This is a genomic window from Puniceibacterium antarcticum (assembly GCF_002760615.1).
Taxonomy (GTDB): domain Bacteria; phylum Pseudomonadota; class Alphaproteobacteria; order Rhodobacterales; family Rhodobacteraceae; genus Puniceibacterium; species Puniceibacterium antarcticum.
Genome location: NZ_AWWI01000021.1, coordinates 45,311 through 71,382 on the forward strand (window position 1 = coordinate 45,311; position 26,072 = coordinate 71,382).

The window sequence follows — 26,072 nt, forward strand, 5'->3', positions numbered from 1 at the left end:
TGGACGCGCCCCAAGGCGACGGAAAGATTGGGAAAGGGATACAGATCATACGGGCAGCTTTACCTGCCCTGTCGGTCGCTGCAACCCGGATCAGGCCTCTTTGGACAGGCGCAGGCGCGGGGCGTCCCAGACCACGCGCGTCTCGACCATGGAAAAGCGCACAACCGTGGCGCCCCCGGAAATGGGCTCCACCGTGCATTTCAGCCTAGGTCCGTTGTGCAGGGTCAACTCGACAGACCATGCGGTACGATCCAGCCGTGCCAGAACGAAATCGCGCAGGTCGGGCCAGATCGGGCTCGGCTCGCAGGAAACCTGCCAAAGCCGGGTCGCATCCAGCACAGTCATTTCGGCAAGGGCGCTGTCAGGGTCGGTCTTCCACAGCTCGCGGTACGCAGCATTGCAAAAGGTCAGCACGCCAAGATGCGAAAACACGGCGACCGCCTGATTCAGCGTATCCAGAACTGATTGGCTCAGCTCCATTTCGGCACGGAATCGCCGGGTCAGCGAAATCTCTGAACTGATATCCTCAATCAGAAAGGCAATGGCGCCGTCGGGGTGGGGCCGACCGGTGATCTTGTAGGTCAGCCCCGAGGGCAGCGACCAGGTTTCGCAATAGCGGTCATCGCTGGCGGCGGCGACAAGTTCGCCCAACTGTTCACGCCACCCTGAATAGTTCTTGGGTTCGGGCATCATGCGGTTGTCGCGCATCTGGTCGAAGAACGACATCAGGTTCGGTCGCCCGCTCAGGAATTCTGCCGGCAGGGTGGTCAGGTCGATCAGCGCTGGATTGAACAGGGCAAGCTGCCGGTTGCGGTCAAAGACGGCCAACCCGATGGGCAGGTGGGCAAAGGTCTTGGTCAGCGTTTGGACAAAGCTGCGCTGTGCCGTCTCTGCATTGACCACCGCGTCGACGTTGATGGCGTGGTGCAGCCATCTGCCGTTCGACTGGCGCGAGGAGATCTCGAACCAGCGCGGCGAATCGCGTGGGCTGTTCTTGAGCCGGATCCGGACCTGCGCCGGTTCCGCGTTTTGGGACATGGAAATGTCGAACAGCGGCGCTTCGGATGTGACCACGCCGGTGTGCTCGCAAAGTGCGTGATAGGCCGCATTAGCCCAGATGAGCCCCCCCTCTTGATCGCTTTCCCAGAACAGACTGGGGATCGACGCCATGGCTATGCGCAGGGTTTCAAGTTCCTCGCCTTGCTGCAGGTAAAGCAACATGTCCGTAGCAGAGGGTGTGCGGCCGACAACCTCGATCCGCAGTGTTCCGGCGATCGGCTGCAGGATAAGGGTGGTTTCCGGCATTCCGGCAGCCTTCAGGACCAGCGGCTGATCGGGTTCTTCTGGCGGCAGATCGGGAAAGACGGTGGCGAACAGGCTGCAGATCTGCCCCCAGCCCGCCTCTTCAAAGCTGAGGCCGGCCAAAAGCTGGCGGGCTTGTTCGCTGGCCGTGTAGATTCGCCCCGCGCTCATCAGGAACACGATGCGATCCTCCGCATCGCCGAAGGTTCCCGCGTCTCTGCCACCCGGGCTGCGCTTTTGCAGGATCGAACACCCGACAAGCCCCGCAAGACCAGAGATGCATCCGATACCGAGTGCAAGAAAGAGCTCCAAAAGCGTATCCACCTGTCCCGTGTCTTCACCGGTGTCAGCTATGCGACACATTCAGTTAACAAGATGTTAACTACGAGGCATGGCGCCGCGAAGCCCGGGCCGCCGCAATTCTGATGCTCAGCCGATGCGCTATTGGCCCAGAATTGTTGCTATAGTCACATTGAACAGTGGCCTTGGCTCACGCCTCGAGCGGTCTGTTCTGACCCATCGCGACGCCGCGCTGGCCGGCCTCCGACACGATCTTGTGGCGGGGCCAGACAACCTCGACCACAGCACCGCGCCGTTCCCCTCTCTCGGACGACGGCAGGAACGGATCCGATCCGTTGGCAAAGCTCAGCTCGGCGCCGGTGCGTTCCAGCAGGGTCTTGGCGATGAACAGTCCTAGACCCATGCCTTCGTATTCCGGACGTGATTTTCGGTCGACCGCGCTGCGCCGCTGGCGGACAAACGGATCGCCGATCCGCCCGATCAGATGTGGGGGAAAGCCCTGACCGTCGTCGATGATGCGGATGGAAACGCTGGTCTCGGTCCAGAGCGCCTCGATCCAAATGTTGGCCCGGGCGAAATCCACCGCATTCTGCACCAGATTGCGCAGGCCGTGGATCACCTCGGGCCGCCGCAGGATCTGGGGCTGGGCATAAAGCCCGCCTGTCGCCGGGGTTTCCTCGATATGGATGTCCTTGCCGCGCCCCTGATGCGGTTCTGCCGCCTCCCGGATCACCTCGACCAGTGGCGCCTGCCGCATGTGCAGATCATCCTTGCCGACCCGCCCCATCGAACGCAGGATATCGGCGCAGCGGTTGGCCTGTTCGCGGATCAGCCGCGCATCGCCCTGCAGATCGGGGCGATCCTCCAGCTCTTCGATCAGCTCCGAAGAGGTCAGCTTGATCGTGGCCAGCGGTGTGCCCAACTCATGCGCGGTGGCCGCGATCACACCCCCCAGATCGTTCAGCTTTTGAGCCCGCGAAAGCGCCATCTGGGTGGCGGCCAGCGCGTCGGACATCGAATGCATCTCGGTCGTGATGCGCCGGGCATAGATCGAGATAAAGATCAGCGCGATGCTGATCGCCGCCCATTGGCCAAAGACAAAGATATCCGGCAGGCGCAGGACATCGCCCAACTGGGTGCGCATCGGCAGATGCCAGCCCACAAGTGCTGTGATCAGCACAAAGGCCGTCCCGCCCAGCAGAACGGTGGACCGCAGCGTCAGCATGGTCGCGGACACGGTCACCGGCCCCAGCACCAGCAGGGAAAACGGATTGTTCATCCCCCCGGTGAGATAGAGCAGGAAACACAGCTGCAGCAGGTCGAACATCAGCATCAGCAGGTTTTCAGATTCCGAAAGCCGCTTGTTTTCCGGAAACACCAGGATTGCGACCATATTGCCTATAACGGACACGCCCACGGCAAGGTAACACAGCCCCAATTCCAGCTGGAGGCCGAACAACCACTGTGCCACCGTCAGCGCGGCAAGCTGGCCCACGATGGCGAACCAGCGCAGCATGATGATGGTCCGCAAACGGATCCAGTTGCTGCGGTTGTGTTCTCCCATCAGGCCGATTTCGCTGAGTGACATAGGGGCTCCCTTGCGCGGATGAACATAATTCTTAGGTGTCGCGGGCCTGTTAGGCAACGACACAGAACAGACGAGGAAACAGAAGATGAGCCGTATCGCCGCCCTAGCCGCAGGAACCGCCGTCATCGCGCTGGTTGCGGGAACACTGTATGTCACCCTGCCCCGGGGCGGTGACGATGTTTTTGCCGACTGCCGTGCGGGTCAGATTGCCGGTGGATCGGACACCATCGGCGGCGATTTCACCCTCGTGAACAGCGCGGGCCAAAGCGTGACCAGCAAGGATGTGATCACAAAGCCGTCGCTGGTCTATTTCGGCTACACCTTCTGCCCGGACGTCTGCCCCATCGACAATGCCCGCAATGCCGAAGCGGTGGATATCCTCGAAGAGCGCGGAGAAGAGGTGACGCCGGTCTTCATCACCATCGACCCTGAACGCGACACACCCGAAGTGATGGGCGCCTATGCGGCCAATATGCACGAACGGATGATCGGCCTGAGCGGCAGCCCGGAACAGATCAAGGCGGCAAGCCAGGCCTATCGCACCTATTACAAGGCGCAGGACACCGGCGATGACTACTACCTGGTGGACCATTCGACTTTCACCTATCTCGTCCTGCCCGAACGCGGATTTGTCGACTACTTCCGCAACGATCTCAGCGCGGATCAGGTGGCGGACCGGGTCGGCTGTTTCGTCGAAAAACTTTGACTTTTCAGGAATATTTGACCCACCGGGTGTCACAGGCTAAGTCACACGCCAGACGGGTCATGTCTGGAGGACGGCAAGTGGCAGCAGAACGCGCGGTAGACGAATTGGGGGAAGATCGGACTCTGCTCCTGGTGGATGACGACGATCCCTTTCTGCGGCGTCTGGCCAAGGCGATGGAAAAGCGTGGCTTCGAAGTCGAGATGGCCGGATCGGTCGCCGCCGGATCGGCCATCGCCACGGCGCGCCCGCCGGCCTATGCGGTGGTCGACCTCAGGCTTGAGGATGGTAATGGGCTCGATATTGTCGAGGTGCTGCGCGAAAAGCGTCCCGATTGCCGTGTCGTCGTGCTGACCGGCTATGGCGCGATTGCGACCGCCGTGGCCGCCGTCAAGATCGGGGCCACGGATTACCTCTCAAAGCCCGCCGATGCCACCGACATCACCAATGCGCTGCTCGCCAAGACGGACGACCTGCCGCCGCCGCCGGAAAACCCGATGTCCGCCGATCGCGTGCGCTGGGAACATATCCAGCGGGTCTATGAGCTGTGTGACCGAAACGTGTCGGAAACCGCGCGGCGGCTGAACATGCACCGCCGCACCTTGCAGCGGATTCTCGCAAAACGCAGCCCGCGTTAGATCGGGGGCTGCGGCTGCGCATCCCGCCCGGGATCGCCGCTCAGATGGCCTTGGGGTATTCCGTCCTGTCAGATGACCTTTTGACGGGCATCTGACAGCGGCCTGTTCCGGGCAAGGTTAAAAATTTTCTTCGTACGACTCGCTCTTCGCTGATATGTTGACGTTAGGTCAATTTTTATCCGGAGATTTTTTATGAGGTTCCTGATCTGCGGCACTCTTGCCGCCTGCCTGTGTGCGGGTGCGGCACTTTCTGCCCCCAGCGTCGAACGCGGCGCCTATCTCGTTCAGGGGCCAGCAGGCTGCGGCTCCTGCCACACGCCTTTTGGGGCAGAAGGGTTCGATGTGTCCAAGGACCTCTCTGGTCGTTTGGTTGATGCAAACCCCGCTTTCACCGCCATCGCCGCCAACATCACTCCCGCCAGCCGGATCCTCAGCTGGAGTGATGCAGAACTTGCCCGCGCCATCCGCGAAGGCATCCGCCCCGATGGCAGCCTGATCGGGCCACCCATGCCCTTTGCCATGTATCGCGGGCTGGGCGATGACGATCTGATGTCTATCGTGATGTATCTGCGCACGGTGCCTCCGGTCGAAAACGATCCGGGCGCGTCGCGCTATCACATCAATCTGCCCCCGGCCTATGGCCCGCCTGTCAGCCACGTGACCGCTCCGCAAGCCGGGCCAACGGCGGAATACGGCGCCTATCTGGCAAGTGCTGTAACCCACTGCATGGAATGTCACACGCCGATGGGGCCCAGGGGGCCGATGATCGACACGGATGCCGGACGGGGTGGGTTCGAATTTCACGGCCCCTGGGGCACCTCGGTGGCCTCAAACCTGACCAGCAGCGCAGATGGTCTTGCGTCTTACAGCGATGAAGAGATCAAGGTGATGGTGACCAAGGGCATGCGCCCCGATGGCTCTCATATGCTGCCGCCCATGCCCTACGGCTACTTCGCCCGCATGTCGTCCGACGATCTGACGGCGGTGGTCGCCTATCTTCGCACGCTTCCCGCCCTTTCCGACATGGACTAGACCGTCCCGCCTTTCACCTGAAAGACACTCATCGCTTTTCGCGTTAGAGGCGCAGCTGACAGGCCGCGAACAAGCGGTTCAAATGTGAGGCGGGACGCTTTAGGTGCCGACGGACTCTGGGGTCAAAGCGCGTAACGCTTCATCACACGCGGGCAGATCGGGGCATCATCCCAAAGCTTCCAGTCCTCAAAGCCCCGGCTTTGGTAATAGGCAAGGCCCCCGGCATTGTCGCTGCGGATCACCGCGACGATGGCCCCGTATCCCAGCGCGCCTGCCGCCGCGCTGGTGGCACGGAACAGGGCAGACCCGATGCCGATGCGCGTCTCTCCGAGCCGGACATAGGTCGCGATGTCGCAACAGTCAGCGGGCAGGCCGGGGTGCGGTTCGACATATTGAAACCCCAGAATCTGGCCGCCCTCATCTTCGGCCACATGCCAGGCCGACTTGTCCGGGGCCAGGTCCATCCAGTCGGCCAGATCATTGGCGCTGACGGGGTCGGAAACGGCGGTCGTCCCGCCCTGCGCAATGATCCCGTTCAGGATTTCGGCCATATCGCGGGTGTCCAGACGGCTGGCCGGTCGAGTTCTGATCATCAGAGGTCCCCCATAAGTGCCGCATGACGCGCGGTGAACTCCCGCCGCACCTCTGGCGCCGGGCGCAGCGTGATATCAAGCCCCGCGATCAGATCCGGGTCCGGATGGCCGAAAAAGCGGTCTGCCTCTTCCACGGAAAACCCGGCGATCTGCGTGGCCTCCATCCAGGCGCTGACCTTGTCGGCGCGCTTGATCTGGCGCTTGATCTTGACCGGAATGGTCGCCGGCAGGCCAAAGCGGATGTGGATCGCCCCTGTCAGTCGTTCATCCAGCGCTGTGTAATCCGGGCCTACAGCGGACTTCACGGGCGAGATCATGTCGCCGATCACATATTCCGGGGCGTCATGCAGCAAAGCGGCCAGCCGCCATTTCACCGGCGCATCGGGCCACAGACGGGAAAACAGCGCCTCGACCAGAAGCGAATGTTCGGCGACGGAATAGGCATGATCCCCCCGGGTCTGCCCGTTCCAGCGGGCGACAAAGGCCAGCCCATGGGCGATATCCTCGATCTCGATATCCACCGGAGTTGGGTCCAGCAGATCAAGGCGGCGACCGGAAAGCATACGCTGCCAGGCACGGGGCTGTTTGGGCATGATGGGTGTCTCATCCGGGGGAGGGGTGATCTTTGACGTTGCACAGAGTGCTGCCGCTTGCAACGTTTGTGCCCCTCTTGCGAGACTTCTGCACGGGGGACCTTTTGTTAAGCCGATTCTGATCTACGTTGCGACGTAAATGGAGGGATGATAGTCCCCGCCTCAACCTGAGAGATATGAATTGGAGTGCCGAAATGGCGAATGACTACATCGTAAAGGACATCGCGCTTGCCGCGTATGGCCGCAAGGAACTGGATATCGCCGAAACCGAAATGCCGGGCCTGATGGCACTGCGCACCGAATTCGGCGAGGCGCAGCCGCTGAAAGGTGCGCGCATCGTCGGATCCCTGCACATGACGATCCAGACCGCCTGCCTGATCGAAACACTTGTGGCGCTGGGCGCAGATGTACGCTGGGCGTCCTGCAACATCTTTTCGACCCAGGATCATGCGGCGGCGGCCATTGCCGCAGGCGGCACACCGGTCTTCGCGATCAAGGGTCAGACGCTGGTCGAACACTGGGATTACCTCGACCGGTCCTTCCAGTTCCCCGAAGGCGCGAACCTCATTCTGGACGATGGCGGCGATGCCACGCTTTATGTCCTGCTCGGCGCGCGGGTCGAGGCCGGCGAGACGGATCTGATCGAAGTGCCCACCTCGGAAGAGGAAGAAGCGATCTTTGCCCAGATCAAGAAACGCATGAAAGAAAGCCCGGGCTGGTTCACCAAGACCCGTGATGCGATCAAGGGCGTCTCGGAAGAGACGACCACCGGCGTGCACCGCCTTTATGATCTGCACAAAAAGGGCTTGCTGCCTTTCCCCGCGATCAACGTGAACGATTCCGTCACCAAGTCGAAATTTGACAACAAATACGGCTGCAAGGAATCGCTGGTCGACGGCATCCGCCGCGCCACCGACACCATGATGGCCGGCAAGGTTGCTGTCGTCTGCGGCTATGGCGACGTGGGCAAGGGTTCTGCTGCATCGCTGCGCGGCGCCGGTGCGCGGGTCAAGGTGACAGAGGTTGATCCGATCTGTGCCCTGCAGGCCGCGATGGACGGGTTCGAGGTGGTGCTGCTTGAGGATGTGCTGACAACCGCCGACATCTTCATCACCACGACCGGCAACAAGGACGTGATCCGGATCGAGCATATGCGCGAGATGAAGGACATGGCCATCGTCGGCAACATCGGCCATTTCGACAATGAAATCCAGGTGGCCAGCCTGAAGAACCACAAGTGGACCAACATCAAGGAACAGGTCGACATGATCGAGATGCCCAACGGGCACCGTCTGATCCTGCTGTCTGAAGGGCGTCTGCTGAACCTTGGCAATGCCACAGGCCACCCGTCCTTCGTGATGTCGGCTTCCTTCACCAATCAGGTGCTCGCCCAGATCGAACTCTGGACCAAGGGCGAAAACTACACCAACAGTGTGTACATCCTGCCCAAGCATCTGGATGAAAAAGTCGCGCGCCTGCATCTGGACCGTATCGGTGTGAAACTGACCAAGCTGAACGCCGAACAGGCCGCCTATATTGGCGTGACCCCCGAAGGTCCGTTCAAGCCGGAACATTACCGCTACTGATCCGTCCGGATTTTCGGAACTACCAGAACGCCGCCCCGATCCGGGCGGCGTTTTTTGTTTTGCCGCCCTCAAAGAACCCGAAAACACGGCGGGAACCGGCGGGGTTCTGCCGATCCCAGCGGGAGTCTTTGCCCGCGCGGGTAAACGGCGCAAAAAAAACCGCCTGCGCGAAAAAAAATTTGTTCGAAATCCAGTAATTTGCCATCTCAAAGCGTAACAGAGTCAAGAGGATGCGCGTGAACGCAAATGCCAACCGACTGGTTCCAATGAAAAAATTATGATGAGCGGAAACCCCCAAGCCCTTTCGAGCATTGTTCTGGCATACGTCACTGCACAGTAGGAGATGCAAAATGACACTTAAGAATATGATGCTTGGTTCGGCAATCGCAGCTCTCGTCGCTGGGGGTGCCATCGCACAGACTGCAGACACCACGCCCCCCACGGCCAGCACCTCGGACGAGGCGCCCGCAGTTGAGATGGACAACTCCACCACCATGGAGTCAGACACCCAAATGGGTACGGACGGTACGACTGCGCCGGACGCCGGTGCAACCATGGCGCCTGAATCCGACACGGCCACGGATGGCACGACGGACGGCATGATGGACACCGAAACCACCCCGACCTCGATCGCAGAAATGACCGTGGATGAGGTGGTCGGTACCGACGTGGTCGGCATCGACGACGAGTCGGTCGGCGAGGTTGACTATGTGGTCCAGCAGACGGACGGTCTGGCCTTTGTTGTCGGCGTCGGTGGCTTCCTCGGCCTTGGCGAATACACGGTGGCAATCCCTGCCGACCAGTTCTCGTTGAACGCAGATGGTGATTTTTCCCTGTCTTCGATGACCAAGGAAGACATCAAGACCCTTCCCGAGTTCACTGAAGACGGCGTTGAAGGCCTCGATGGGGATCTTGTGATCGGTGATCTGAACGCCTCGTAATAAGGCTCATTGATCACTTGGGATGGCGCGCCAACCGGCGCGCCATTTCCATTTTGGACCGTCGGGATACTGGTCTCCGGGAATGTCCGGAGGACTGAAAAACCGGATCGCCCGAAAAACTCTAAAAGCCCAAAAAACTCTAAAAGATTGTAATCACTTGGCGTTTGCCCTGCCTCACACGTTCCGGTAGTATGGTCAGACGAGGCCAGAACGGTCCGAACCTTTTCAGAACACGACCAGTGCTGTGGGAGCGCGAGGGGTGTCGGGGGGTTTCGGCTAGGTCGGAACCCCCCTTTTCATATGCGCAAGGCTCTTAACGTTCCGTTTCGCCCAGCTCGCAGACGATGCACCATTCCTCGGCACTTACCGGCTGAACGGATAGGCGTGCTGACTTGACCAATGCCATTTTGCTCAGGCGGGGATTATCCTTGCACATCTGCAAGGTGACCGGTTTGGCAAAGGGCCGCACCGCGCGGATATCGACGCAGTCCCAGCGGTCATCCGGCGCCTTGCTTTCGGGATGGGCCGTGGCGCAGACCTCGACAATGCCCACAACCGCCTTGTCCGACTGTGAATGATAGAAAAACCCCAGATCCCCCAGGGCCATCTCGCGCATGAAATTGCGGGCCTGATAGTTGCGCACGCCATCCCATTCCTCGCCCGTCTGCCCCTTGGCGACGGTATCGTCCCAGGACCAGCTGTCAGGCTCCGACTTGAACAGCCAGTATCTCATCCGCCGATGACCCGGTTCCAGACCACCAGCTCGACGCTTTCAAACAGTCCCGCGTGGCCATAGGGGTCGCCTTTGACCCAATCTTCGGCGGCGGCCATGTCTGGCACGTCCAGAATGACCAGGGATCCGGCCATTTCTCCGGCGCTGTCCAGCAGCGGGCCGGCCTGTTGCACCACATCGGATGATTTCAGATAGGCCACGTGGGCGGGCCGATTTTCCTGACGGATGGACAGGGCACCGGGTTTGTCCCGGGCGATCAGGGCAACAAGCATGGCAATTCCTCCTTGAACGGTTGTGACTGCACTCTGTGCAGCGCGGTGACGTTGAAACGCCGTGCGATCAGGGCCGTTTCCATTGCGTCAGGCGGCCCCTGCAGGTACCACCGTCTCATGCGGCTCACAATCCCGACCAGCCTGTTTGCGGGGGACAGATCATGACCGGAACGCGCCCGATCCTGCTGATGACGCGCCCCCGCGCCGCGTCCGAAGGCTTTGTTCTGGCGCTGCAGGGCGCGCGCGAGGTGGCGTTTGATCCGGTGATCAGCCCGCTGATTGGTGTGGATGCCTGCGGCACCCTCCCCGATATGCCCAGCGACGGAGGGGTCATTTTCACCTCGGCCAATGGCGTTGCGGCTTATGGCGCGCTGGGCGGTGCGGTGGTGGACACATGTTACGTTGTCGGCGCCGCGACGGCCGCAGCGGCGCGGCAGGCGGGGTTTGATCCGCTTTCGGCGGACGGTGACGCCGCCGCGCTGGTCCAACTGATCCTGCGCCAGCCGCCGACAGGCCCGCTGCTGCATCTGCGCGGCACTCATGCCAGGGGCAATATCGCACAAACGCTGAGCGATCTTGGGACAAGGACGCAAGAGGCGGTGATCTATGACCAGCCCCTGCTGGAGCTGACCGATCGCGCCCGCGCGGCGCTGAACGGAACGGCGCCAGTGGTTGTGCCGCTGTTCTCTCCACGCAGCGCCGAACGCTTTGCGGGCCTGCATTGCGGCACCGCACCGCTGTTGATTGTCGCGATGAGTCAGGCCATCCTGCAGGAAGTTGTTGATTTACGCGCGATTGCGAACATTGTGACTTCACAGCCGTCAGGCGAGGCGATGCAAAAGGCGGTATTGCAATTGCTTGCTTCGGCAACGAAGCTTGAGGGCTGGGATCACGCACAGTAAGGTCCTTGGAATTGACAACATCTTAAGTGCTTTAAGATTCGAAAGGGTGGAACCACGTGGCAGACGGAAAAAACTCCAAGGACACCTCGGATCAGATCTCCGGGCCGGACGAGCAAAAGACGCAAACCACTGATGTTTCCACAGAGGAAACGCAGTACACTGGCCCTGAACCGGTCGGTGCCGAACCCGATGATGGCATCCTGCGCAAGGATCCAGGGGCTGATTCGCCCCTCCCCGGCGCGGGGGACACCGCAGCGACCCCGGATGAAAAGACCGAAGGGGACGCACTGTCTGATGACCCGGCGATGACACCCGGAGCGGATGAAACCTCGACCGAGGCCACATTGGTTGAGGCAAGCCCCGAAGACACGCCACAGCCGGAACTCTCTGAAACGGACGTCGCCACCAACGAAGGTATGGCCCACCCTCCAGAGACCGAGGTCGAGCCGGAAACGGATCCCGAACCGGCGCCGGTCTTTGAAAAGTCCGCACAAACATCCAGCGAAACCGCCGCGCCGCAGGTAATCCGTGAAACCACCGTCGTGCGCAAGGCGGGATTCTTCCCGATGCTGATCGGTGGCGTTCTGGCCGCAGGCATCGGTTATGGTTATGCGCAATACGACAGTAACAGCTGGCCCTTTGGCCCCGGCTCTGATGATCCGTTCCGCGCCCAGACCACCGCAAGCCTTGAACAGCAGCGCGCCCAGCTTGACGATCTGACCGCGCGTCTGGGCAATACGGAAACAGTCGTTGGCGCATTTGACGTCTCGGAACTGACCAGCGCCGTGGCCAAGCTCGGCTCTCAGCTCAGTGATATGCAAAGTGAGATGTCAGGCCTGTCCGATCAGATCGGCCGGATGGAAGGTCGCGTGGTCGAACTTGAAAAGCGCCCGATGGAAGCGGCGCTCTCGCCCGAAGCCGTCGCCGCCTATCAGAAAGAGATGGATGACCTGCGCGCGGACATCGACTCCCAGCGCACCGAGATCCAGAATTTCGCAGCCGAGGCTGTTGCCGCCGAGCAGAATTCCGAAGTTCAGGCCAAACTCGCCACGTCTCGCGCAGCCCTCGCCAAACTGACCACGGCGCTGGAAAACGGCGAACCTTTCGAAGACCAGATTGCCGCGCTCCAAGGCAACAGCTCTGTCACCTTGCCCCCCGCGCTGAGCGGCGTTGCGGTGGACGGTGTGGCCACGCTGGGCGAACTGCTGGCGGACTACCCTGATGCGGCCCGCGCCGCACTTGCCGCCGCCCGCTCTGAGGCCGCGCCGCAAGAGGGCACCGCCAATCACCTGCTCAGCTTCTTCCGCGATCAGGTCGGCGCGCGTTCGGTCACCCCGCGTGAGGGTGCCGATGCCGATGCTGTCCTGTCGCGTGCCGAAGCAGCGCTGAAGTCCGGCGACGTCGCCGGATCACTGGCCGAGGTCACGACACTGAGCGAAACGGCTCAGGCGGCCATGGGCGATTGGATCGCAAAGGCAGAGTCGCGCGTTGGGGCACAAGGCGCGGCGGTCACGCTGACGCAGGAATTGAATCAGGAATAAGGGTCGGACAATGCTTTGGTCTCTCATAAAGATTGTGATCTTCGTCGCGATTGTCGCGGCACTGACTCTTGGCGCCGGGTATCTGATGGAAAGCTCGGGTGGTGTGCAGATCACCGTGGCCGGGATGGAATACACCCTCGGGCCGTTGCAATCGGTGCTGGCGGCGCTGGCGCTGGTGGTGCTGGTCTGGGTGCTGTTCAAGCTGGTCTCGCTGCTGATCGCGGTTCTGCATTTCCTCAATGGCGATGAAACCGCGCTGTCGCGTCATTTTGACCGCAACCGTGAACGCAAGGGTTATCAGGCGCTCAGCGAAGGTCTCATGGCGCTCGCCTCGGGCGAAGGCCGCGTTGCCATGGCCAAGGCGACCAAGGCGGACCGCTATCTCAACAAACCCGAACTCACCGATCTGATCACTGCGCAGGCCGCTGAAATGAATGGCGACCGCGCCAAGGCCGAACAGGTCTACAAACGGCTGGTCCAGCGCGACGCGACCCGTTTTGTCGGGGTGCGCGGCATCATGAAACAAAAACTGGCGCAGGGTGACACCGACACCGCGCTGCAGCTGGCCGAACGCGCCTTCGCCCTCAAACCCAAGCATGAAGAGGTGCAGGATGTTCTGCTCAAGCTTCAGGCGCAGAAGGCGGATTGGGTCGGCGCCCGCAAGACTCTGAATGCAAAGCTGAAATATGGCACCATGCCGCGCGACGTCTACAAGCGCCGCGATGCGGTTCTGGCCCTGTCAGAGGCAAAGGATGTGCTCGACAGCGGCAAGTCGATCGAAGCGCGCGAGGCGGCGATTGCCGCCAACAAATCCTCACCCGACCTGATCCCCGCCGCCTGCATGGCCGCCCGCGGTTTCATCGCCGAAGATCGCCCCAAGAACGCCGTGCGCCTGCTGAAAAAGGCATGGTCGGTGCGCCCGCACCCGGATCTGGCCGCCGCTTTTGCCGAAATCGTGCCCAATGAAACCCCTGCAGAACGCCTCAAGCGGTTCAAGAATCTGACGGCGATCCAGCCAGATCACCGCGAAACCCGCCTTCTTCTGGCCGAACTCAACCTCGCAGCCGAGGATTTTCCCGCCGCCCGCCGCGCCGTCGGCGATCTGGTGGAAAAGGAACCGGACACCCGCGTTCTGGCCATCATGGCCGCCGTCGAACGGGGCGAAGGGGCGCCGGATGCCGTTGTGCGCGGCTGGCTGGCCAAGGCACTGACCGCGCCGCGCGGGCCGCAATGGGTCTGTGACAACTGCAACAACATCCATTCGGAATGGACACCGGTCTGCACCAATTGCGCCGCCTTTGACACGCTGTCGTGGAAATCCCCGCCCCAGTCCGCAGACTACACCATGACCGCCAGCGCAGAAATGTTGCCCCTCGTCGTCGGATCCCGGGATGAAAATCTGCCCGCCGTGACAGATCCCGTCGATGCCGAGGTTCTTGACCCCCATTCGGACGAGATGCCCACCCGGGAAGAGGCAAAATAATCCTTTCCCCGGGGCATCACCGGTGCTAATAGCCCGCGCATCAGGGCCGCTGTAGCTCAGCTGGTAGAGCACATCATTCGTAATGATGGGGTCGGGGGTTCGAATCCCTTCAGCGGCACCAGTTTACTTCTTCCTTCCGCGCACGGCCTTTGCGGATCGCGGGTCCACTTGCAATCTTTCATACCGTGCCAATAGCGCGCCCGACGTGACCTTGCAGGACAGGGTCAACGCAGGCCGGCGGTCATCGCCTTGCGGCGCACCGGCGCAAAACCGCCTCTCCCACACGCATTTTACCCCGGACAAGCCTTTGCGATCAGCCTCATGGGTGGTCAACCTGTCGCAATGCGGCCGGTTGGGCTTGAGGCTGGTTCAGAAAACCCGCACAGATAGGGCGCTGCTTGTCTGACGGAACTGGAGGTCCCATTTGTCGCTCTTCCTGGTTGTTGCCTTGCCATTTCTGGGCGCCTTGTTGCCCGGGCTTCTGATCGGTGCGGGGCGTAAGGTCTGTGCCGGCACCACCTTTGCCGTCACGCTGACCGCGCTTGTGGGCCTCTTGTCGAACCTGCCCGCCTTGCTGCGCGGCGAGGTGATCGAGGCCCGCATCGACTGGTTGCCGGCCCTTGGCATGAACATGAACCTGATGATGGACGGGCTGGGCGCCTTTTTCGCCTGTCTGATCCTGGGCATCGGTCTGCTGATCATCGCCTATGCCCGCAGCTATCTGTCACGCGAAGACAACATGGGATCCTTCTTCACCTATCTGCTGCTGTTTCAGGGCGCGATGGTGGGGATTGTCCTGTCCGACAACATTCTTGTCCTGCTGGTGTTCTGGGAGCTGACTTCGCTGTCGTCCTTCCTGTTGATCGGGTACTGGAAACACCTGCCCGAAGGGCGGCAAGGCGCCAGAATGGCGCTGACCGTGACCGGCATGGGGGGCCTTGCGATGATCGGCGGCATGCTGATCCTTGGCCAGATTGCCGGCTCCTATGATCTCAGCGTCATTCTGACTCAGCGCGACCTGATCCAGGCCGATCCGCTTTATGTGCCTGCGCTGATCCTGATCTTGCTTGGGTGTTTCACCAAATCGGCGCAGTTCCCGTTCCACTTCTGGCTGCCACATGCCATGGCCGCCCCGACGCCGGTTTCGGCTTATCTGCATTCGGCGACGATGGTGAAGGCGGGGATTTTCCTCATGGCGCGGCTCTGGCCGGTGCTGTCGGGCACGCCCGAATGGTTCTACATCGTCACGACCGCCGGCCTCATCACCATGGTGCTGGGGGCGGTGATCGGTCTGTTCAAACATGACCTCAAGGCGCTGCTGGCCTTTTCCACTGTCAGTCACCTTGGCCTGATCACCATGCTGCTGGGCACGGGTACGGCGTTTGGGGCGATGGCGGCGGTGTTTCACATCCTCAACCACGCCACGTTCAAATGCGCGCTGTTCATGTCCGCCGGGATCGTCGATCACGAGGCGCACACACGCGACATCCGCCGCCTTGGCGGCCTGCGCCATCTGATGCCGGTGACCTTTGTCATCGCGACGATCGCGGCTCTGTCCATGGCCGGCATTCCGTTCTTCAACGGCTTCCTGTCCAAGGAAATGTGGCTCGAAGAGGTCTCGCATACCATGCTCTACGGGCCCGACTGGCTGGTGCCGGCACTGGCGACATTCGGCGCGCTGTTCTCGGCGGCTTATTCCTTTCGCTACATCGGCCACACCTTTCTGGGCGAAGAGAGGCATGATTACCCCAGCCATCCGCATGATCCGCCCGCAGGCATGTGGCTGCCCCCGGCGATCCTGACAGTTCTGGTGGTGCTGATCGGCGTGATGCCGTTCCTGGCTGAACCGGCGGTGAAATACGTAACGGCCGCGGTTCTGGGCGGGGTCTATGCCGTGCCGGACGTGCATTTTGCCCTGTGGCATGGCGTGACCCCGGCGCTGATCATGTCGATCATCGCTGTCACCGGCGGTCTGATCCTGCTCGCGCTCTTCTCTCCTCTCTCGAAACTGTGGGAGGCGACTCCTCGCCCCGAGGCAAAGGTGATCTTTGACGAGATCGTTGCCGGTTTCGTCCGACTGGCGCGCGAAACCACGCAGGTGCTGCACAACGGCGCCTTCACGCAATATGCCGGCATTATGACGCTTGCGATCATCGTCGCGGGTGGTCACGCTTGGCTGACCGGCAACAGCTTTGCCCCAACCCGCGATCCGATGCCGGTACATGCGATTGCGGCTGCGGGCTGGCTCGCGCTGGTGGTGGCGACCGCGTTCCTCGTGCTCAAGCACCGCAACCGTTTGCTGGCGCTGATCCTGATGGGGATCATCGGGCTGGTCGTGTCGGTCGGATTCGCCTATTTCAGCGCGCCGGACCTTGCCATGACCCAGATCTCGGTCGAGGTGGTGACCATCATTCTGCTGCTGCTGGCGCTGAACTTCCTGCCCGACACCACCCCCAGCGAAAGCGAACTCGGCAAGAAGCTGCGCGATGGCCTGATCGCCATTGCTGGCGGCGCGGCGGCGATGGCCTTTACCTACCACCTGCTGATGCGCGACTTTGTGGCGCCGTCGATTTCGGAATTTCACCTCGCCAATTCCTACAAGGGCGGCGGCGGCACCAATGTCGTCAACGTCATTCTGGTCGACTTCCGGGGCTTTGACACCTTTGGTGAGATCATCGTGCTGGGCATCGCCGCCATGGTCATCTTCGCCCTGACCGAGACGCTTCTGGGCGGGCCGGTGCGGGCGCGTCTGCTGAACCGTCTGCCGGACAAACCGCTGGCCGGGGACCGCCATCCGCTGATGATGGTGGTGCTGACCCGGGTGATGATGCCCGTGGTTCTGATGGTCGGCGTCTACATCTTCCTGCGCGGGCACAACCTGCCCGGGGGCGGCTTCATCGCCGGGCTGGTTGTCGCCATTGCGGTGGTGATGCAATACATGGCCAGCGGCTACAACTGGGCGACCGAGCGGCAGCGCTATCCGTATCACGGCATCATCGGTACCGGCGTGCTGATCGCCGGGCTGACGGGCATCGGCTCCTGGCTTTCGGGCAATGAATTCCTGACCTCGGCCTTTGGCTATTTCCGCATCCCCCCGATGGAGGAGTTCGAACTGGCAACAGCAGCGCTGTTCGACCTTGGCGTGTTCCTCGCGGTGTTGGGCGCCGTCATGCTGTCGCTGGAAAGCTTTTCACGGCTGGCGCGCCGCGCGCATGTCGAAGAGTCGGAGTTTGCGATGGATATCGATCCAAGCCGGGATGCACCGGAAAACACGTCCGGCCGAGCCGTGCCGGCCAATGATGGAAAGGGGGCCTGACCATGGAACTGCTGTTTGCCTCTTCCGTTGGCCTGCTGACGGCTGCCGGACTTTACCTTGTCTTCCGTCTGCGCACCTTTCCGGTGATCCTCGGCACTTCGCTGCTGACCTATGCGGTCAACCTGTTCCTGTTCGCCTCGGGCCGGCTGACTGTCGGCGCGCCACCGATCCTGATGGACGGCGTCACACGCTACACCGACCCGCTGCCGCAGGCCCTCGTGCTGACCGCGATCGTGATTTCCTTTGGCATGACGGCTGTGGTCGTCGTGATCGCGCTGGGGGCCTATCTTGGCGCGGATGATGACCATGTGAACGACCCGAAAGAAGAGGGGGCCGATACATGACCCACTGGATCATTGCGCCCATCATCCTGCCGGCGATGCTCGCGGCCTTCATCCTGCTTGTTGTACGCTTTCATCTGACCCTTGCGCGGACCTTCTCGGTGGCCGGTGTCGCGTCCCTGCTCGCCATTGCCGCGGGGCTCGCCTGGCGCGCCTCGGATGGCAGCATCGACATCTACCAGCTGGGCAACTGGTCGGCGCCCTTTGGCATCGTGCTGGTGGCGGACCGGCTGTCGACGATGATGGTGCTGCTGACCGCCGTGCTCGCCCTCTTCGTGTTGCTTTATGCCATCGGATCGGGCTGGGACAAACGCGGCCAGCATTTCCACGCCCTGTTCCAGTTTCAGCTGATGGGCATCATGGGTGCCTTCCTCACCGGCGACCTCTTCAACCTTTTCGTGTTCTTCGAGGTGCTGCTGATCGCCTCTTACGGGCTGATGATCCATTCGGGCGGCACCCGCCGACTGCGGGCCGGCACGCAATACGTGCTCTATAACCTGCTTGGCTCGACCCTGTTCCTGTTTGCGCTCGGCGCGATCTATGCGGAAACCGGCACGCTCAACATGGCCGATCTTGCCGGCCGTGTGGCCCAGATCGATCCCGGCAATTCCACCGGTATCCGCGTCGCGGCGGTGCTGTTGCTGATGGTTTTCGCGGTCAAGGCCGCCATCGCCCCGCTGCACTTCTGGCTCCCCTCCAGCTATGCAGAGGCACCGGCCCCCGTCGCCGCCCTGTTCGGCATCATGACCAAAGTCGGCGCCTATGCGATCATCCGGGTCTACACGATGATCTTTCCGCCGGATCTGGAAACCACTTCGGGCCTCTTTGGCATGTGGTTGCTGCCCGTGGCGCTGATTGGTCTGCTGATTGGCATGACCGGCGTGCTGGGCGCGAAAAAGCTCGACCGCTTGGTCGCCTTTTCGGTGATCGGCTCCATGGGGATGCTGATGACCTCGGTCGCGCTGTTCACCCCGGCGGGCATTTCGGCGGCGCTTTATTACGTGATCCACTCCACACTGGCGGCAGCGGCGCTGTTCCTGATCGCCGATCTGATCCGCTCGGGCCGGGGCGAGGCAGGGCTGGACCTGCGCGCCGCCCTTCCCATTCCGGGTGGTGCGATGATTGCCGCGCTGTTCTTTGTCGGGGCCATCGCCATGACCGGCCTGCCGCCGCTGTCGGGTTTCGTGGGCAAGCTGCTGATCCTGAACGCCTCTTTCGACACGCCGCTGATGTGGGTGACATGGGCGGTGATCCTTGGTTCCAGCCTGCTGGCCGTTGTCGGCTTTTCCCGCGCGGGCAGCGTGCTGTTCTGGAAATCGCACCAGCTCGCTGACCAGATCGCGGATGACTCCCTGCCTGATGATGAACAGGGGGCGCTGGAAACACGTGATCCCAAGGGGCATATCCCGGTGCTAGAGCTTGTCTCGATCGGGGCACTTCTGGCGCTTCTGGTGGCGCATACCGTGTTTGCCGGCCCGGTGACACGCTACATGGGCGCCACCACAGCGCAGCTCTTTGCGCCAGAGCCTTACATCCGCGCCGTTCTTGACGCGCCGGGCAAGGATATGTCCAGGGACGCGTATCACGCCGAAGAGGACGGTGCTGCCGAAGGCACCGCCACATCAGAGGGAGGAAACTGACCATGCAACGGGCGAGACGCTCCATACTCCCGCATCCCTTCCTGACCTTTGTGCTGATCGTGGTCTGGTGCCTGCTGGCGGGCGGCATTTCCCTGGGCACGGTCGTCTTTGGCACCATTTTGGGCCTGTTGATCCCGCAGGTGACGGCGGCCTACTGGCCCGACGCCCCCAGACGCGTGCACCCGGTCAAGATCACGCTCTATGTGCTGCTTGTGCTCTGGGACATCCTCATCGCGAATATCGAGGTGGCTTGGATCGTGTTGACCAAGAAAAATCGCGACATGCGCTCGATCTGGGTGACCATCCCGCTCGAGCTGCGCACGCCCGAGGCGATTGCCATCCTTGCAGGCACCATCACCCTGACCCCCGGCACCGTGACGGCAGACATGTCCGACGAAGGTCACTGCCTGCTGATTCACGCGCTGAACGCTGATGACGCAGACGCCGTGCGGGATGACATCAAGAACCGTTACGAACGTCGGCTCAAGGAGATTTTCGAATGATCGCCCCTGACAGGCTCTATGATCTCGCCCTTGTCTTCGCCTTTTGCGCCGTGTCGCTGGCACAGCTTCTGGCCATGGTCCGGCTGGTGATCGGCCCGGATGTCACCGACCGCATCCTTGCGCTCGACACGATGGTTGTCGATGCCATCGGCCTGATCGTGCTGCTGGGCATCGCCCAGGGGACAGAGATCTATTTCGAGGCCGCGCTGATCTTTGCCATGCTCGGCTTTGTCTCCACCGTCGCCTATGCGCGCTTCATCCTGCGGGGGGACATCATCGAATGACACTCACCGATCTGATCGAAATCGTCATTGCCGTCGCGCTGGTCATCGGCGCGGTCTTCACCCTTATCGGCTCTGTCGGCCTGATGAAACTCGACACCGCAATGAAACGCATGCACGCCCCGACCAAGGCGGCAACACTGGGCATCGGCGCGCTTCTCATGGCCTCGATGATCCATTCCTTCGCCTTTGGCAGCGGCTCGCTGAAAGAAGTGCTGATCATGGCCTTCCTTTTCGTAACAGCCCCCATTTCGGCCAATTTCATTGCCAAGGTGGCGATCCACCGCGGTCAGGACGTGCCGCCGCCGTCACCGCCCAATGATCAGACCTGGTCCACCCTCAACCCGCTGGACGAAGCCATTGACGATCCAGAGTTGCCGACAAGGTCCTGACCTCTGGCCGGTCGCCTGGGCGCGGCTTTGCCGGGACATCCTGTTTTCGCAGAAAATTCTGGCCCCTTTCGCCGTGATCCCCTAGCGTCACGGCACAGGTATCACGAAGGCGCCGCATGGCCCGGACACAGCCACAGATCGACACATCACCAAAGGTTTCGGACCAGGTCCGCAAGACCACCTGTTACATGTGCGCCTGCCGCTGCGGCATTGACGTCCACCTGAAGGCTGGCAAGGTCGCCTATATCGAAGGCAACCGCGATCATCCCATCAACAAGGGCGTGCTCTGTGCCAAGGGCTCTGCCGGCATCCTGCAGCACAACGCGCCCTCCCGCCTGCGCGCGCCCCTGCGCCGCACCGGCCCGCGCGGCTCGGGTGAGTTCGAGGAAATCTCCTGGGACGAGGCGCTGAAAACAGCTGTCAGCTGGCTCAAACCCATCCGCGAAACCGCGCCGGAAAAGCTCGCCTTTTTCACCGGGCGCGACCAGTCGCAAAGCTTTACCAGCTTCTGGGCGCAGCAGTTCGGCACCCCCAACTACGCGGCGCACGGCGGGTTCTGCTCGGTCAACATGGCCACCGCCGGCATCTACACCATGGGCGGCGCCTTCTGGGAATTCGGCGCGGCCGACTGGGACCATACCAAACTTTTCATGCTCTTCGGCGTGGCCGAGGATCACGACAGCAACCCGATCAAGATGGGGCTGGGCCGGCTCAAGGAACGCGGCGCCAAGGTGATCGGCGTCAACCCCATCCGCACCGGTTATAACGCCATCGCCGATGAATGGGTCGGCATCACGCCGGGCACCGACGGGCTGTTCATCCTCGCGCTGGTGCATGAACTGCTCAAGGCCGGGCAGATCGACCTCGATTACCTGTCGCGCTACACCAACGCGCCGGTCTTGCTGAACTCTGACGCGAAATCCCCCGATTTTGGCCTGTTCCTGCGGGATGAAGACGGCACGCCGCTGGTCATTGACCGCAACACCGGCAAGCCTGCCGCCTTTGATCAACCCGGCATCCGCCCCGACCTTGCCGGCCGGCACCGCCATGCCGGCGTGACCCACCGCCCGGTCATGCACCTGATCGCGGAACGTTACCTCGACCCGTCCTACAGCCCCGACGCTGTCGAGACCCGCTGCGGCATCCCCGCCGCCCGCATCCGCCGCATCGCCGCTGAACTGGCGCAGACCGCCTTTGGCGAACCGGTAATCCTCGACCGCCCCTGGACCGATTTCCGCGGCGAACACCACGCTCAGATGATCGGCCGCCCTGTCAGCTTTCACGCCATGCGCGGGGTTTCCGCCCATTCCAACGGGTTCCAGACCGCCCGCGCCCTGCATGTGCTGCAGATCCTGCTCGGATCGGTCGAAACCCCCGGCGGTTTCCGCTTCAAACCACCCTATCCCAAACCGGCCACGGCGCATCCAAAGCCCCATTGCAAGACCACCGCCAATGCCCCGCTTGACGGCCCGCATCTGGGGTTCGTGCAAGGCCCCGAGGATCTGGCGCTGAAGGAAGACGGCACCCCGGCTCGCATCGACAAGGCGTTCACGTGGGAAAACCCGATGTCCTCCCATGGGCTGATGCACATGGTCATCTCGAACGCCCATGCCGGCGATCCCTACCGGATCGACACGCTGTTCCTCTACATGGCAAACATGGCGTGGAATTCGTCGATGAACACGCGCGGCGTGATGGAGATGCTGACCGACACGCAAGAGGATGGAACCTACAAGATCCCCCACATCCTCTATTCCGACGCCTACAGTTCGGAAATGGTGGCCTATGCTGATCTGATCCTGCCTGACACGACCTACCTTGAACGGCACGACTGCATCTCGCTGCTCGACCGGCCCATATCGGAACCGGACGCCGCCGCAGATGCCATCCGCTGGCCGGTGGTAGAGCCCGACCGCGATGTGCGCGGCTTTCAGTCGGTGCTCTGCGATCTGGGTCACCGTCTGGCCCTGCCGGGCTTCACCAATGCGGATGGCACAGCGACCTATGCAGATTACGCTGACTACATCATCAACCACATGCGCAAACCCGGCATCGGCCCGCTGGTCGGCTTTCGCATGGGCGATACCGGCCTGAAAAATGGCCGGGGAGAGCCGAACGCCGCGCAGATCGACAGCTATATCGCAAACGGCGGCTTTTTCACCATGCACGTCCCCGAAGAGGCCAGTTATTTCAAACCCTGGAACACTGCCTATCAGGACTGGGCGGTGTCCATGGGCTTCTACGACAAACCGGAACCCTACCTCTTTCAGCTCTACGTCGAACCGCTGCGCAAATTCCAACTCGCGGCACTGGGGCACGGCGACCGCCAGCCGCCCGACCACCTGCGCGGGCGCATCCAGCTGACCTTCGATCCCCTGCCGATCTGGTATCCGCCGTTGTCGGATGGTCACGAGGATCCCGTGGAATTCCCGGTCCACGCGCTGACGCAGCGCCCCATGGCGATGTACCATTCCTGGGGATCGCAAAACGCCTGGCTGCGTCAGATTCACGGCCACAATCCGCTCTATCTGCCAACGAAGCTGATGGTCCGGCACAGACTGAAAGACGGCGATTGGGTCCGCGTCACCTCCAGCCACGGCGAAATCACCGTGCCCTGCGCCCATATGGCGGCGCTGAACGAAAACACAGTCTGGACCTGGAACGCGATCGGCAAACGCAAGGGCGCCTGGGCGCTGGACAAGGACGCGCCCGAGGCTACCAAGGGCTTTCTTCTGAACCACCTGATTCACGAGCTGTTGCCCCCCAAGGGCGACGGGTTGCGATGGGCCAATTCGGACCCGATCACCGGTCAGGCCGCCTGGTTCGACCTGCGCGTGAAGATCGAGAAATCCGTGGCGCCGGACGAATCCCAGCCGGTCACCTCCCCGCAGGCCTCGCCGGTCCCGGCAGCACCCAAATCCCTGCGCTGGAAGGTCGGCCTATGAGCACCCAAAACTTTTCTAAAAAGTTTTGCCAAAAGTCTTTCCAAGACTTTTGGGGCCCGCCGCCCGGGTCCACACCGCTGCCATACGAAAACCATACCCTTTCCATACGCTTTCCAGACAGCCCGAAATGACCGATCTGCCCAAATCCACCACCCGCAAGCTCGGCCTCGTGATCGACCTCGATACCTGTGTCGGCTGTCATGCCTGCGTCATTTCCTGCAAGGGTTGGAACACAGAAAATGACGGCGCGCCCCTGTCGGATCAGGACCCTTATGGCGCAGACCCATCCGGCACATTCCTCAATCGTGTGCATTCCTACGAGGTCCAGCCAGACACAGGTCCGGCCCAGCTTGTCCACTTTCCAAAGTCTTGTTTGCATTGCGAAAATGCCCCCTGCGTCACGGTCTGTCCCACGGGGGCCAGCTACAAGCGTGTCGAGGATGGCATCGTTCTGGTCAACGAAAAGGACTGCATCGGCTGTGGTCTCTGCGCCTGGGCCTGCCCCTACGGCGCACGCGAACTGGACGCCGCCGCAGGCGTGATGAAGAAATGCACCCTCTGCGTCGACCGCATCTACAACGAAAACCTGCCCGAAGAAGATCGCACCCCCGCCTGCGTGCGCACCTGCCCCTCGAACGCGCGCCATTTCGGGGATTTCTCTGACCCGGAAAGCCACGTTTCTCAACTGGTTAGGGACCGCGGCGGCATGGATCTCATGCCCGAACAGGGCACGCTGCCGGTCAATAAATACCTGCCGCCTCGGCCCAAGGATGACTGGGCGGATAGCTCCGTTCTTGCCCCGTTCCTGACTCCGGTGGCTGACGAACCGCGCGGTTTCCTCGGCTGGCTGGATAAGGCTCTGGACAAGATCTGACATGAATCCCGCCCCCTCGATCATCGCCTTCACAACCTTCTCGGGCCTCGGCTTCGGCCTCTTGTTCTGGCTCGGCATGGATCCGACACCGCCCCGGGGTTGGGTGGCTTTTGTGTTCTTTTTCATAGGGTTTGCACTGGCGCTTGGCGGGCTTGCCGCCTCGGCCCAACACCTTGGCCGCCCCGAACGCGCGCTCAAGGCCTTCTCGCAATGGCGCAGCAGCTGGCTCTCGCGTGAGGCGTGCTGTGCCGTCGCGGCCCTTGTCACAATGGGCCTCTACGCGGCAGGGCTCGTCTTTGCGGATGTCAAAATCCCGCCGCTGGGCTGGCTCGGCGCGGCACTCTCATTGGGCACCGTCTTCACCACCTCGATGATCTACACGCAGCTGAAAACCGTCCCGCGCTGGCACAACCGTTTGACTCCTTTGCTGTTTCTCAGCCTGTCGCTTGCCGGCGGCGCGCTTCTCTCCGGGCGGGTGACCCTGTCTTTGGCGCTAATCCTGATTGTCGGCGCGCTGCAGGTCGTCTGGTGGCGGATCGGTGACAAGGCGCTGCAGGCCTCGGGCACAACCCTGGGTACCGCCACGGGGCTGGGGGATGGGGGCCGCGTGCGCGCGTTCGAGCCGCCGCACACCGGCACCAACTATCTGCTGCGTGAAATGGTCTATGTCGTCGCACGCCGCCATGCGCGCAAATTGCGGGGGATCGCGCTGATCCTGATGATGGTGCTGCCGATCCTGCTGCTGCTGGCCCCGTTTCACCACATCACGGCACTTCTCGCCCTGCTCAGCCATGTCACGGGCGTGCTCACCGCCCGCTGGTTGTTCTTTGCCGAGGCAGAGCATGTGGTCGGCCTGTACTATGGAAAACGCTAGGCCCAACGCTGAAATCAATCGTTATTTCAGCGTCGGCCATGCACCGGTCAGGATTAGCGACCATTCAGCCAGCGCCCGAACCGGCCGCGTTTCTCGGCAAGGGAATCGCCCGCAGCCTCCAGCCCTTCGCTCATATCCGCCAGCACAGGGTTGATGCGGTTGCGTTTGAACCGGCGCCAGCGTGACCAGATTGCCCAGAAGAACGCCGCCAGAAGCGTCAGGATGATGATGTTGACCCAGGGAATAATGGTGACGTCCGGTCCGTCCACGGCCCGGATCGCGATTGCATTCGGGTAGATCGAAAAGAACTCGTTGCGCCAGCCGTAATGGGTCAGCATGGCCCATTGCGGATCTGCGGCGGTCGAACGCAGATCAGACGCCTCGGCCTGCAGGTTTGCGGTGTCGAATTTGAAATAGGGTGGCCAGCCCCAGCCGGTATCCTCGTTGCGGTAGACCATCACGTCATCCCCGGCGCGCCGAGTCTGGATAAAGAACACATCGCGGCTGCCCATCGTCACATCAGTGCCCGCATCCGCCTGCGCCCAGAACCAGCTGTTTGCACCGGGGTCGACACGCTTTCCATAGGTGTCGGAGACGCGCACAATGTCATGCTGCGGCAGCGTGTAATGCAGAACAGACCCCACAAAGCCCCAGAACAGCAGGATAAAGACCCATTTGACGTAGACCATTGCGGTCTCC

At 61.8% G+C, this 26,072-nt stretch carries 25 protein-coding genes and 1 tRNA gene; 18 read left to right on the plus strand and 8 right to left on the minus strand.

All coding sequences use genetic code 11. The features are described 5' to 3' along the window. Positions 1 to 90 precede the first annotated feature (90 nt). Positions 91 to 1,626 carry a PAS-domain containing protein gene (locus P775_RS02090; RefSeq protein WP_245875530.1) on the minus strand — a complete coding sequence of 512 codons (1,536 nt, stop codon included), beginning with the start codon at positions 1,624 to 1,626 and terminating at the stop codon, positions 91 to 93. Positions 1,627 to 1,792: 166 nt separating this feature from the next. Further along, the gene (gene regB / locus P775_RS02095; RefSeq protein ID WP_099909407.1) at positions 1,793 to 3,190 is read right to left on the minus strand and encodes a sensor histidine kinase RegB; all 1,398 of its coding nucleotides are present in this window, start codon (positions 3,188 to 3,190) and stop codon (positions 1,793 to 1,795) included. 85 nt (positions 3,191 to 3,275) lie between these two features. Here regB and P775_RS02100 point away from each other — a divergent pair, with 85 nt between their 5' ends. The 3 genes from P775_RS02100 (at position 3,276) to P775_RS02110 (ending at position 5,563) form a co-directional block, all read left to right on the plus strand. Continuing rightward, a complete protein-coding gene (locus P775_RS02100; RefSeq protein WP_099909408.1) occupies positions 3,276 to 3,896 on the plus strand; it encodes an SCO family protein in 621 nt (206 codons plus the stop codon). 77 nt (positions 3,897 to 3,973) lie between these two features. Then, positions 3,974 to 4,531 (plus strand): ActR/PrrA/RegA family redox response regulator transcription factor, encoded by a 558-nt coding sequence (locus tag P775_RS02105; RefSeq protein ID WP_425439874.1) that lies wholly within the window; start codon positions 3,974 to 3,976, stop codon positions 4,529 to 4,531. Between the two features lie 192 nt (positions 4,532 to 4,723). After that, positions 4,724 to 5,563, plus strand: coding sequence for a c-type cytochrome (locus P775_RS02110; protein ID WP_099909410.1), 840 nt, complete (start codon positions 4,724 to 4,726; stop codon positions 5,561 to 5,563). Between the two features lie 122 nt (positions 5,564 to 5,685). On the opposite strand, the gene P775_RS02115 is transcribed toward P775_RS02110, so the two are convergent. Further along, entirely contained in the window at positions 5,686 to 6,156 is a 471-nt protein-coding gene (locus tag P775_RS02115; RefSeq protein ID WP_143520775.1) for a GNAT family N-acetyltransferase, read from the minus strand. Beyond that, positions 6,156 to 6,749 (minus strand): HD domain-containing protein, encoded by a 594-nt coding sequence (locus P775_RS02120; RefSeq protein WP_099909412.1) that lies wholly within the window; start codon positions 6,747 to 6,749, stop codon positions 6,156 to 6,158. Before P775_RS02120 ends, P775_RS02115 begins: the two co-directional genes overlap by 1 nt. A gap of 194 nt (positions 6,750 to 6,943) precedes the next feature. Between P775_RS02120 and ahcY the strand changes: the two genes are divergently transcribed. Then, the gene (ahcY, locus tag P775_RS02125) at positions 6,944 to 8,335 is read left to right on the plus strand and encodes an adenosylhomocysteinase (protein WP_099909490.1); all 1,392 of its coding nucleotides are present in this window, start codon (positions 6,944 to 6,946) and stop codon (positions 8,333 to 8,335) included. A 19-nt stretch (positions 8,336 to 8,354) separates the two neighbouring features. Here the strand turns inward: ahcY and P775_RS02130 are convergent, their stop codons facing one another. Further along, positions 8,355 to 8,588 carry a hypothetical protein gene (locus tag P775_RS02130; protein ID WP_143520776.1) on the minus strand — a complete coding sequence of 78 codons (234 nt, stop codon included), beginning with the start codon at positions 8,586 to 8,588 and terminating at the stop codon, positions 8,355 to 8,357. Between the two features lie 97 nt (positions 8,589 to 8,685). Here P775_RS02130 and P775_RS02135 point away from each other — a divergent pair, with 97 nt between their 5' ends. Beyond that, on the plus strand, positions 8,686 to 9,276 hold the full coding sequence (locus tag P775_RS02135) for a PRC-barrel domain-containing protein (protein ID WP_099909414.1): 591 nt from the start codon (positions 8,686 to 8,688) through the stop codon (positions 9,274 to 9,276). 313 nt (positions 9,277 to 9,589) lie between these two features. Here the strand turns inward: P775_RS02135 and P775_RS02140 are convergent, their stop codons facing one another. Together P775_RS02140 and P775_RS02145 are read right to left on the minus strand one after the other, a co-directional pair. After that, complete coding sequence (locus P775_RS02140; RefSeq protein ID WP_099909415.1) at positions 9,590 to 10,009, minus strand: EVE domain-containing protein; 420 nt, start codon at positions 10,007 to 10,009, stop codon at positions 9,590 to 9,592. Beyond that, positions 10,006 to 10,281 carry a YciI family protein gene (locus P775_RS02145; RefSeq protein WP_099909416.1) on the minus strand — a complete coding sequence of 92 codons (276 nt, stop codon included), beginning with the start codon at positions 10,279 to 10,281 and terminating at the stop codon, positions 10,006 to 10,008. Before P775_RS02145 ends, P775_RS02140 begins: the two co-directional genes overlap by 4 nt. Positions 10,282 to 10,442: 161 nt before the next feature. Here P775_RS02145 and P775_RS02150 point away from each other — a divergent pair, with 161 nt between their 5' ends. From P775_RS02150 to P775_RS02210, 13 genes are all read left to right on the plus strand, one after another. Continuing rightward, entirely contained in the window at positions 10,443 to 11,183 is a 741-nt protein-coding gene (locus tag P775_RS02150) for a uroporphyrinogen-III synthase (RefSeq protein ID WP_099909417.1), read from the plus strand. A gap of 56 nt (positions 11,184 to 11,239) precedes the next feature. Beyond that, positions 11,240 to 12,724, plus strand: a complete 1,485-nt coding sequence (locus P775_RS02155; protein ID WP_099909418.1) for a hypothetical protein — start codon at positions 11,240 to 11,242, stop codon at positions 12,722 to 12,724. Positions 12,725 to 12,734: 10 nt separating this feature from the next. After that, the gene (locus tag P775_RS02160) at positions 12,735 to 14,207 is read left to right on the plus strand and encodes a heme biosynthesis protein HemY (protein WP_099909419.1); all 1,473 of its coding nucleotides are present in this window, start codon (positions 12,735 to 12,737) and stop codon (positions 14,205 to 14,207) included. Between the two features lie 45 nt (positions 14,208 to 14,252). Next, a tRNA-Thr gene (locus P775_RS02165) sits at positions 14,253 to 14,328 on the plus strand. Between the two features lie 303 nt (positions 14,329 to 14,631). Beyond that, entirely contained in the window at positions 14,632 to 17,523 is a 2,892-nt protein-coding gene (locus tag P775_RS02170; protein WP_099909420.1) for a monovalent cation/H+ antiporter subunit A, read from the plus strand. Between the two features lie 2 nt (positions 17,524 to 17,525). Next, complete coding sequence (locus P775_RS02175; RefSeq protein ID WP_099909421.1) at positions 17,526 to 17,867, plus strand: Na+/H+ antiporter subunit C; 342 nt, start codon at positions 17,526 to 17,528, stop codon at positions 17,865 to 17,867. Beyond that, the gene (locus P775_RS02180) at positions 17,864 to 19,504 is read left to right on the plus strand and encodes a monovalent cation/H+ antiporter subunit D (protein WP_099909422.1); all 1,641 of its coding nucleotides are present in this window, start codon (positions 17,864 to 17,866) and stop codon (positions 19,502 to 19,504) included. The genes P775_RS02175 and P775_RS02180 overlap by 4 nt, the downstream gene beginning before the upstream one ends. Positions 19,505 to 19,506: 2 nt before the next feature. Continuing rightward, positions 19,507 to 20,007, plus strand: a complete 501-nt coding sequence (locus tag P775_RS02185) for a Na+/H+ antiporter subunit E (RefSeq protein ID WP_099909423.1) — start codon at positions 19,507 to 19,509, stop codon at positions 20,005 to 20,007. Further along, positions 20,004 to 20,291: a K+/H+ antiporter subunit F gene (locus P775_RS02190; RefSeq protein ID WP_099909424.1), complete on the plus strand. Its 288-nt coding sequence runs from the start codon at positions 20,004 to 20,006 to the stop codon at positions 20,289 to 20,291. The genes P775_RS02185 and P775_RS02190 overlap by 4 nt, the downstream gene beginning before the upstream one ends. Then, positions 20,288 to 20,680: a Na+/H+ antiporter subunit G gene (locus tag P775_RS02195; RefSeq protein ID WP_099909425.1), complete on the plus strand. Its 393-nt coding sequence runs from the start codon at positions 20,288 to 20,290 to the stop codon at positions 20,678 to 20,680. Before P775_RS02190 ends, P775_RS02195 begins: the two co-directional genes overlap by 4 nt. Before the next feature lie 116 nt (positions 20,681 to 20,796). After that, positions 20,797 to 23,625, plus strand: coding sequence for a molybdopterin oxidoreductase family protein (locus tag P775_RS02200; RefSeq protein WP_099909426.1), 2,829 nt, complete (start codon positions 20,797 to 20,799; stop codon positions 23,623 to 23,625). 127 nt (positions 23,626 to 23,752) lie between these two features. After that, complete coding sequence (locus P775_RS02205) at positions 23,753 to 24,499, plus strand: 4Fe-4S dicluster domain-containing protein (RefSeq protein ID WP_099909427.1); 747 nt, start codon at positions 23,753 to 23,755, stop codon at positions 24,497 to 24,499. 1 nt (position 24,500) lies between these two features. Beyond that, the gene (locus P775_RS02210; RefSeq protein ID WP_099909428.1) at positions 24,501 to 25,373 is read left to right on the plus strand and encodes a dimethyl sulfoxide reductase anchor subunit family protein; all 873 of its coding nucleotides are present in this window, start codon (positions 24,501 to 24,503) and stop codon (positions 25,371 to 25,373) included. 53 nt (positions 25,374 to 25,426) lie between these two features. On the opposite strand, the gene P775_RS02215 is transcribed toward P775_RS02210, so the two are convergent. Further along, positions 25,427 to 26,062 carry a DUF1523 family protein gene (locus P775_RS02215; RefSeq protein ID WP_099909429.1) on the minus strand — a complete coding sequence of 212 codons (636 nt, stop codon included), beginning with the start codon at positions 26,060 to 26,062 and terminating at the stop codon, positions 25,427 to 25,429. Positions 26,063 to 26,072: the final 10 nt, after the last annotated feature.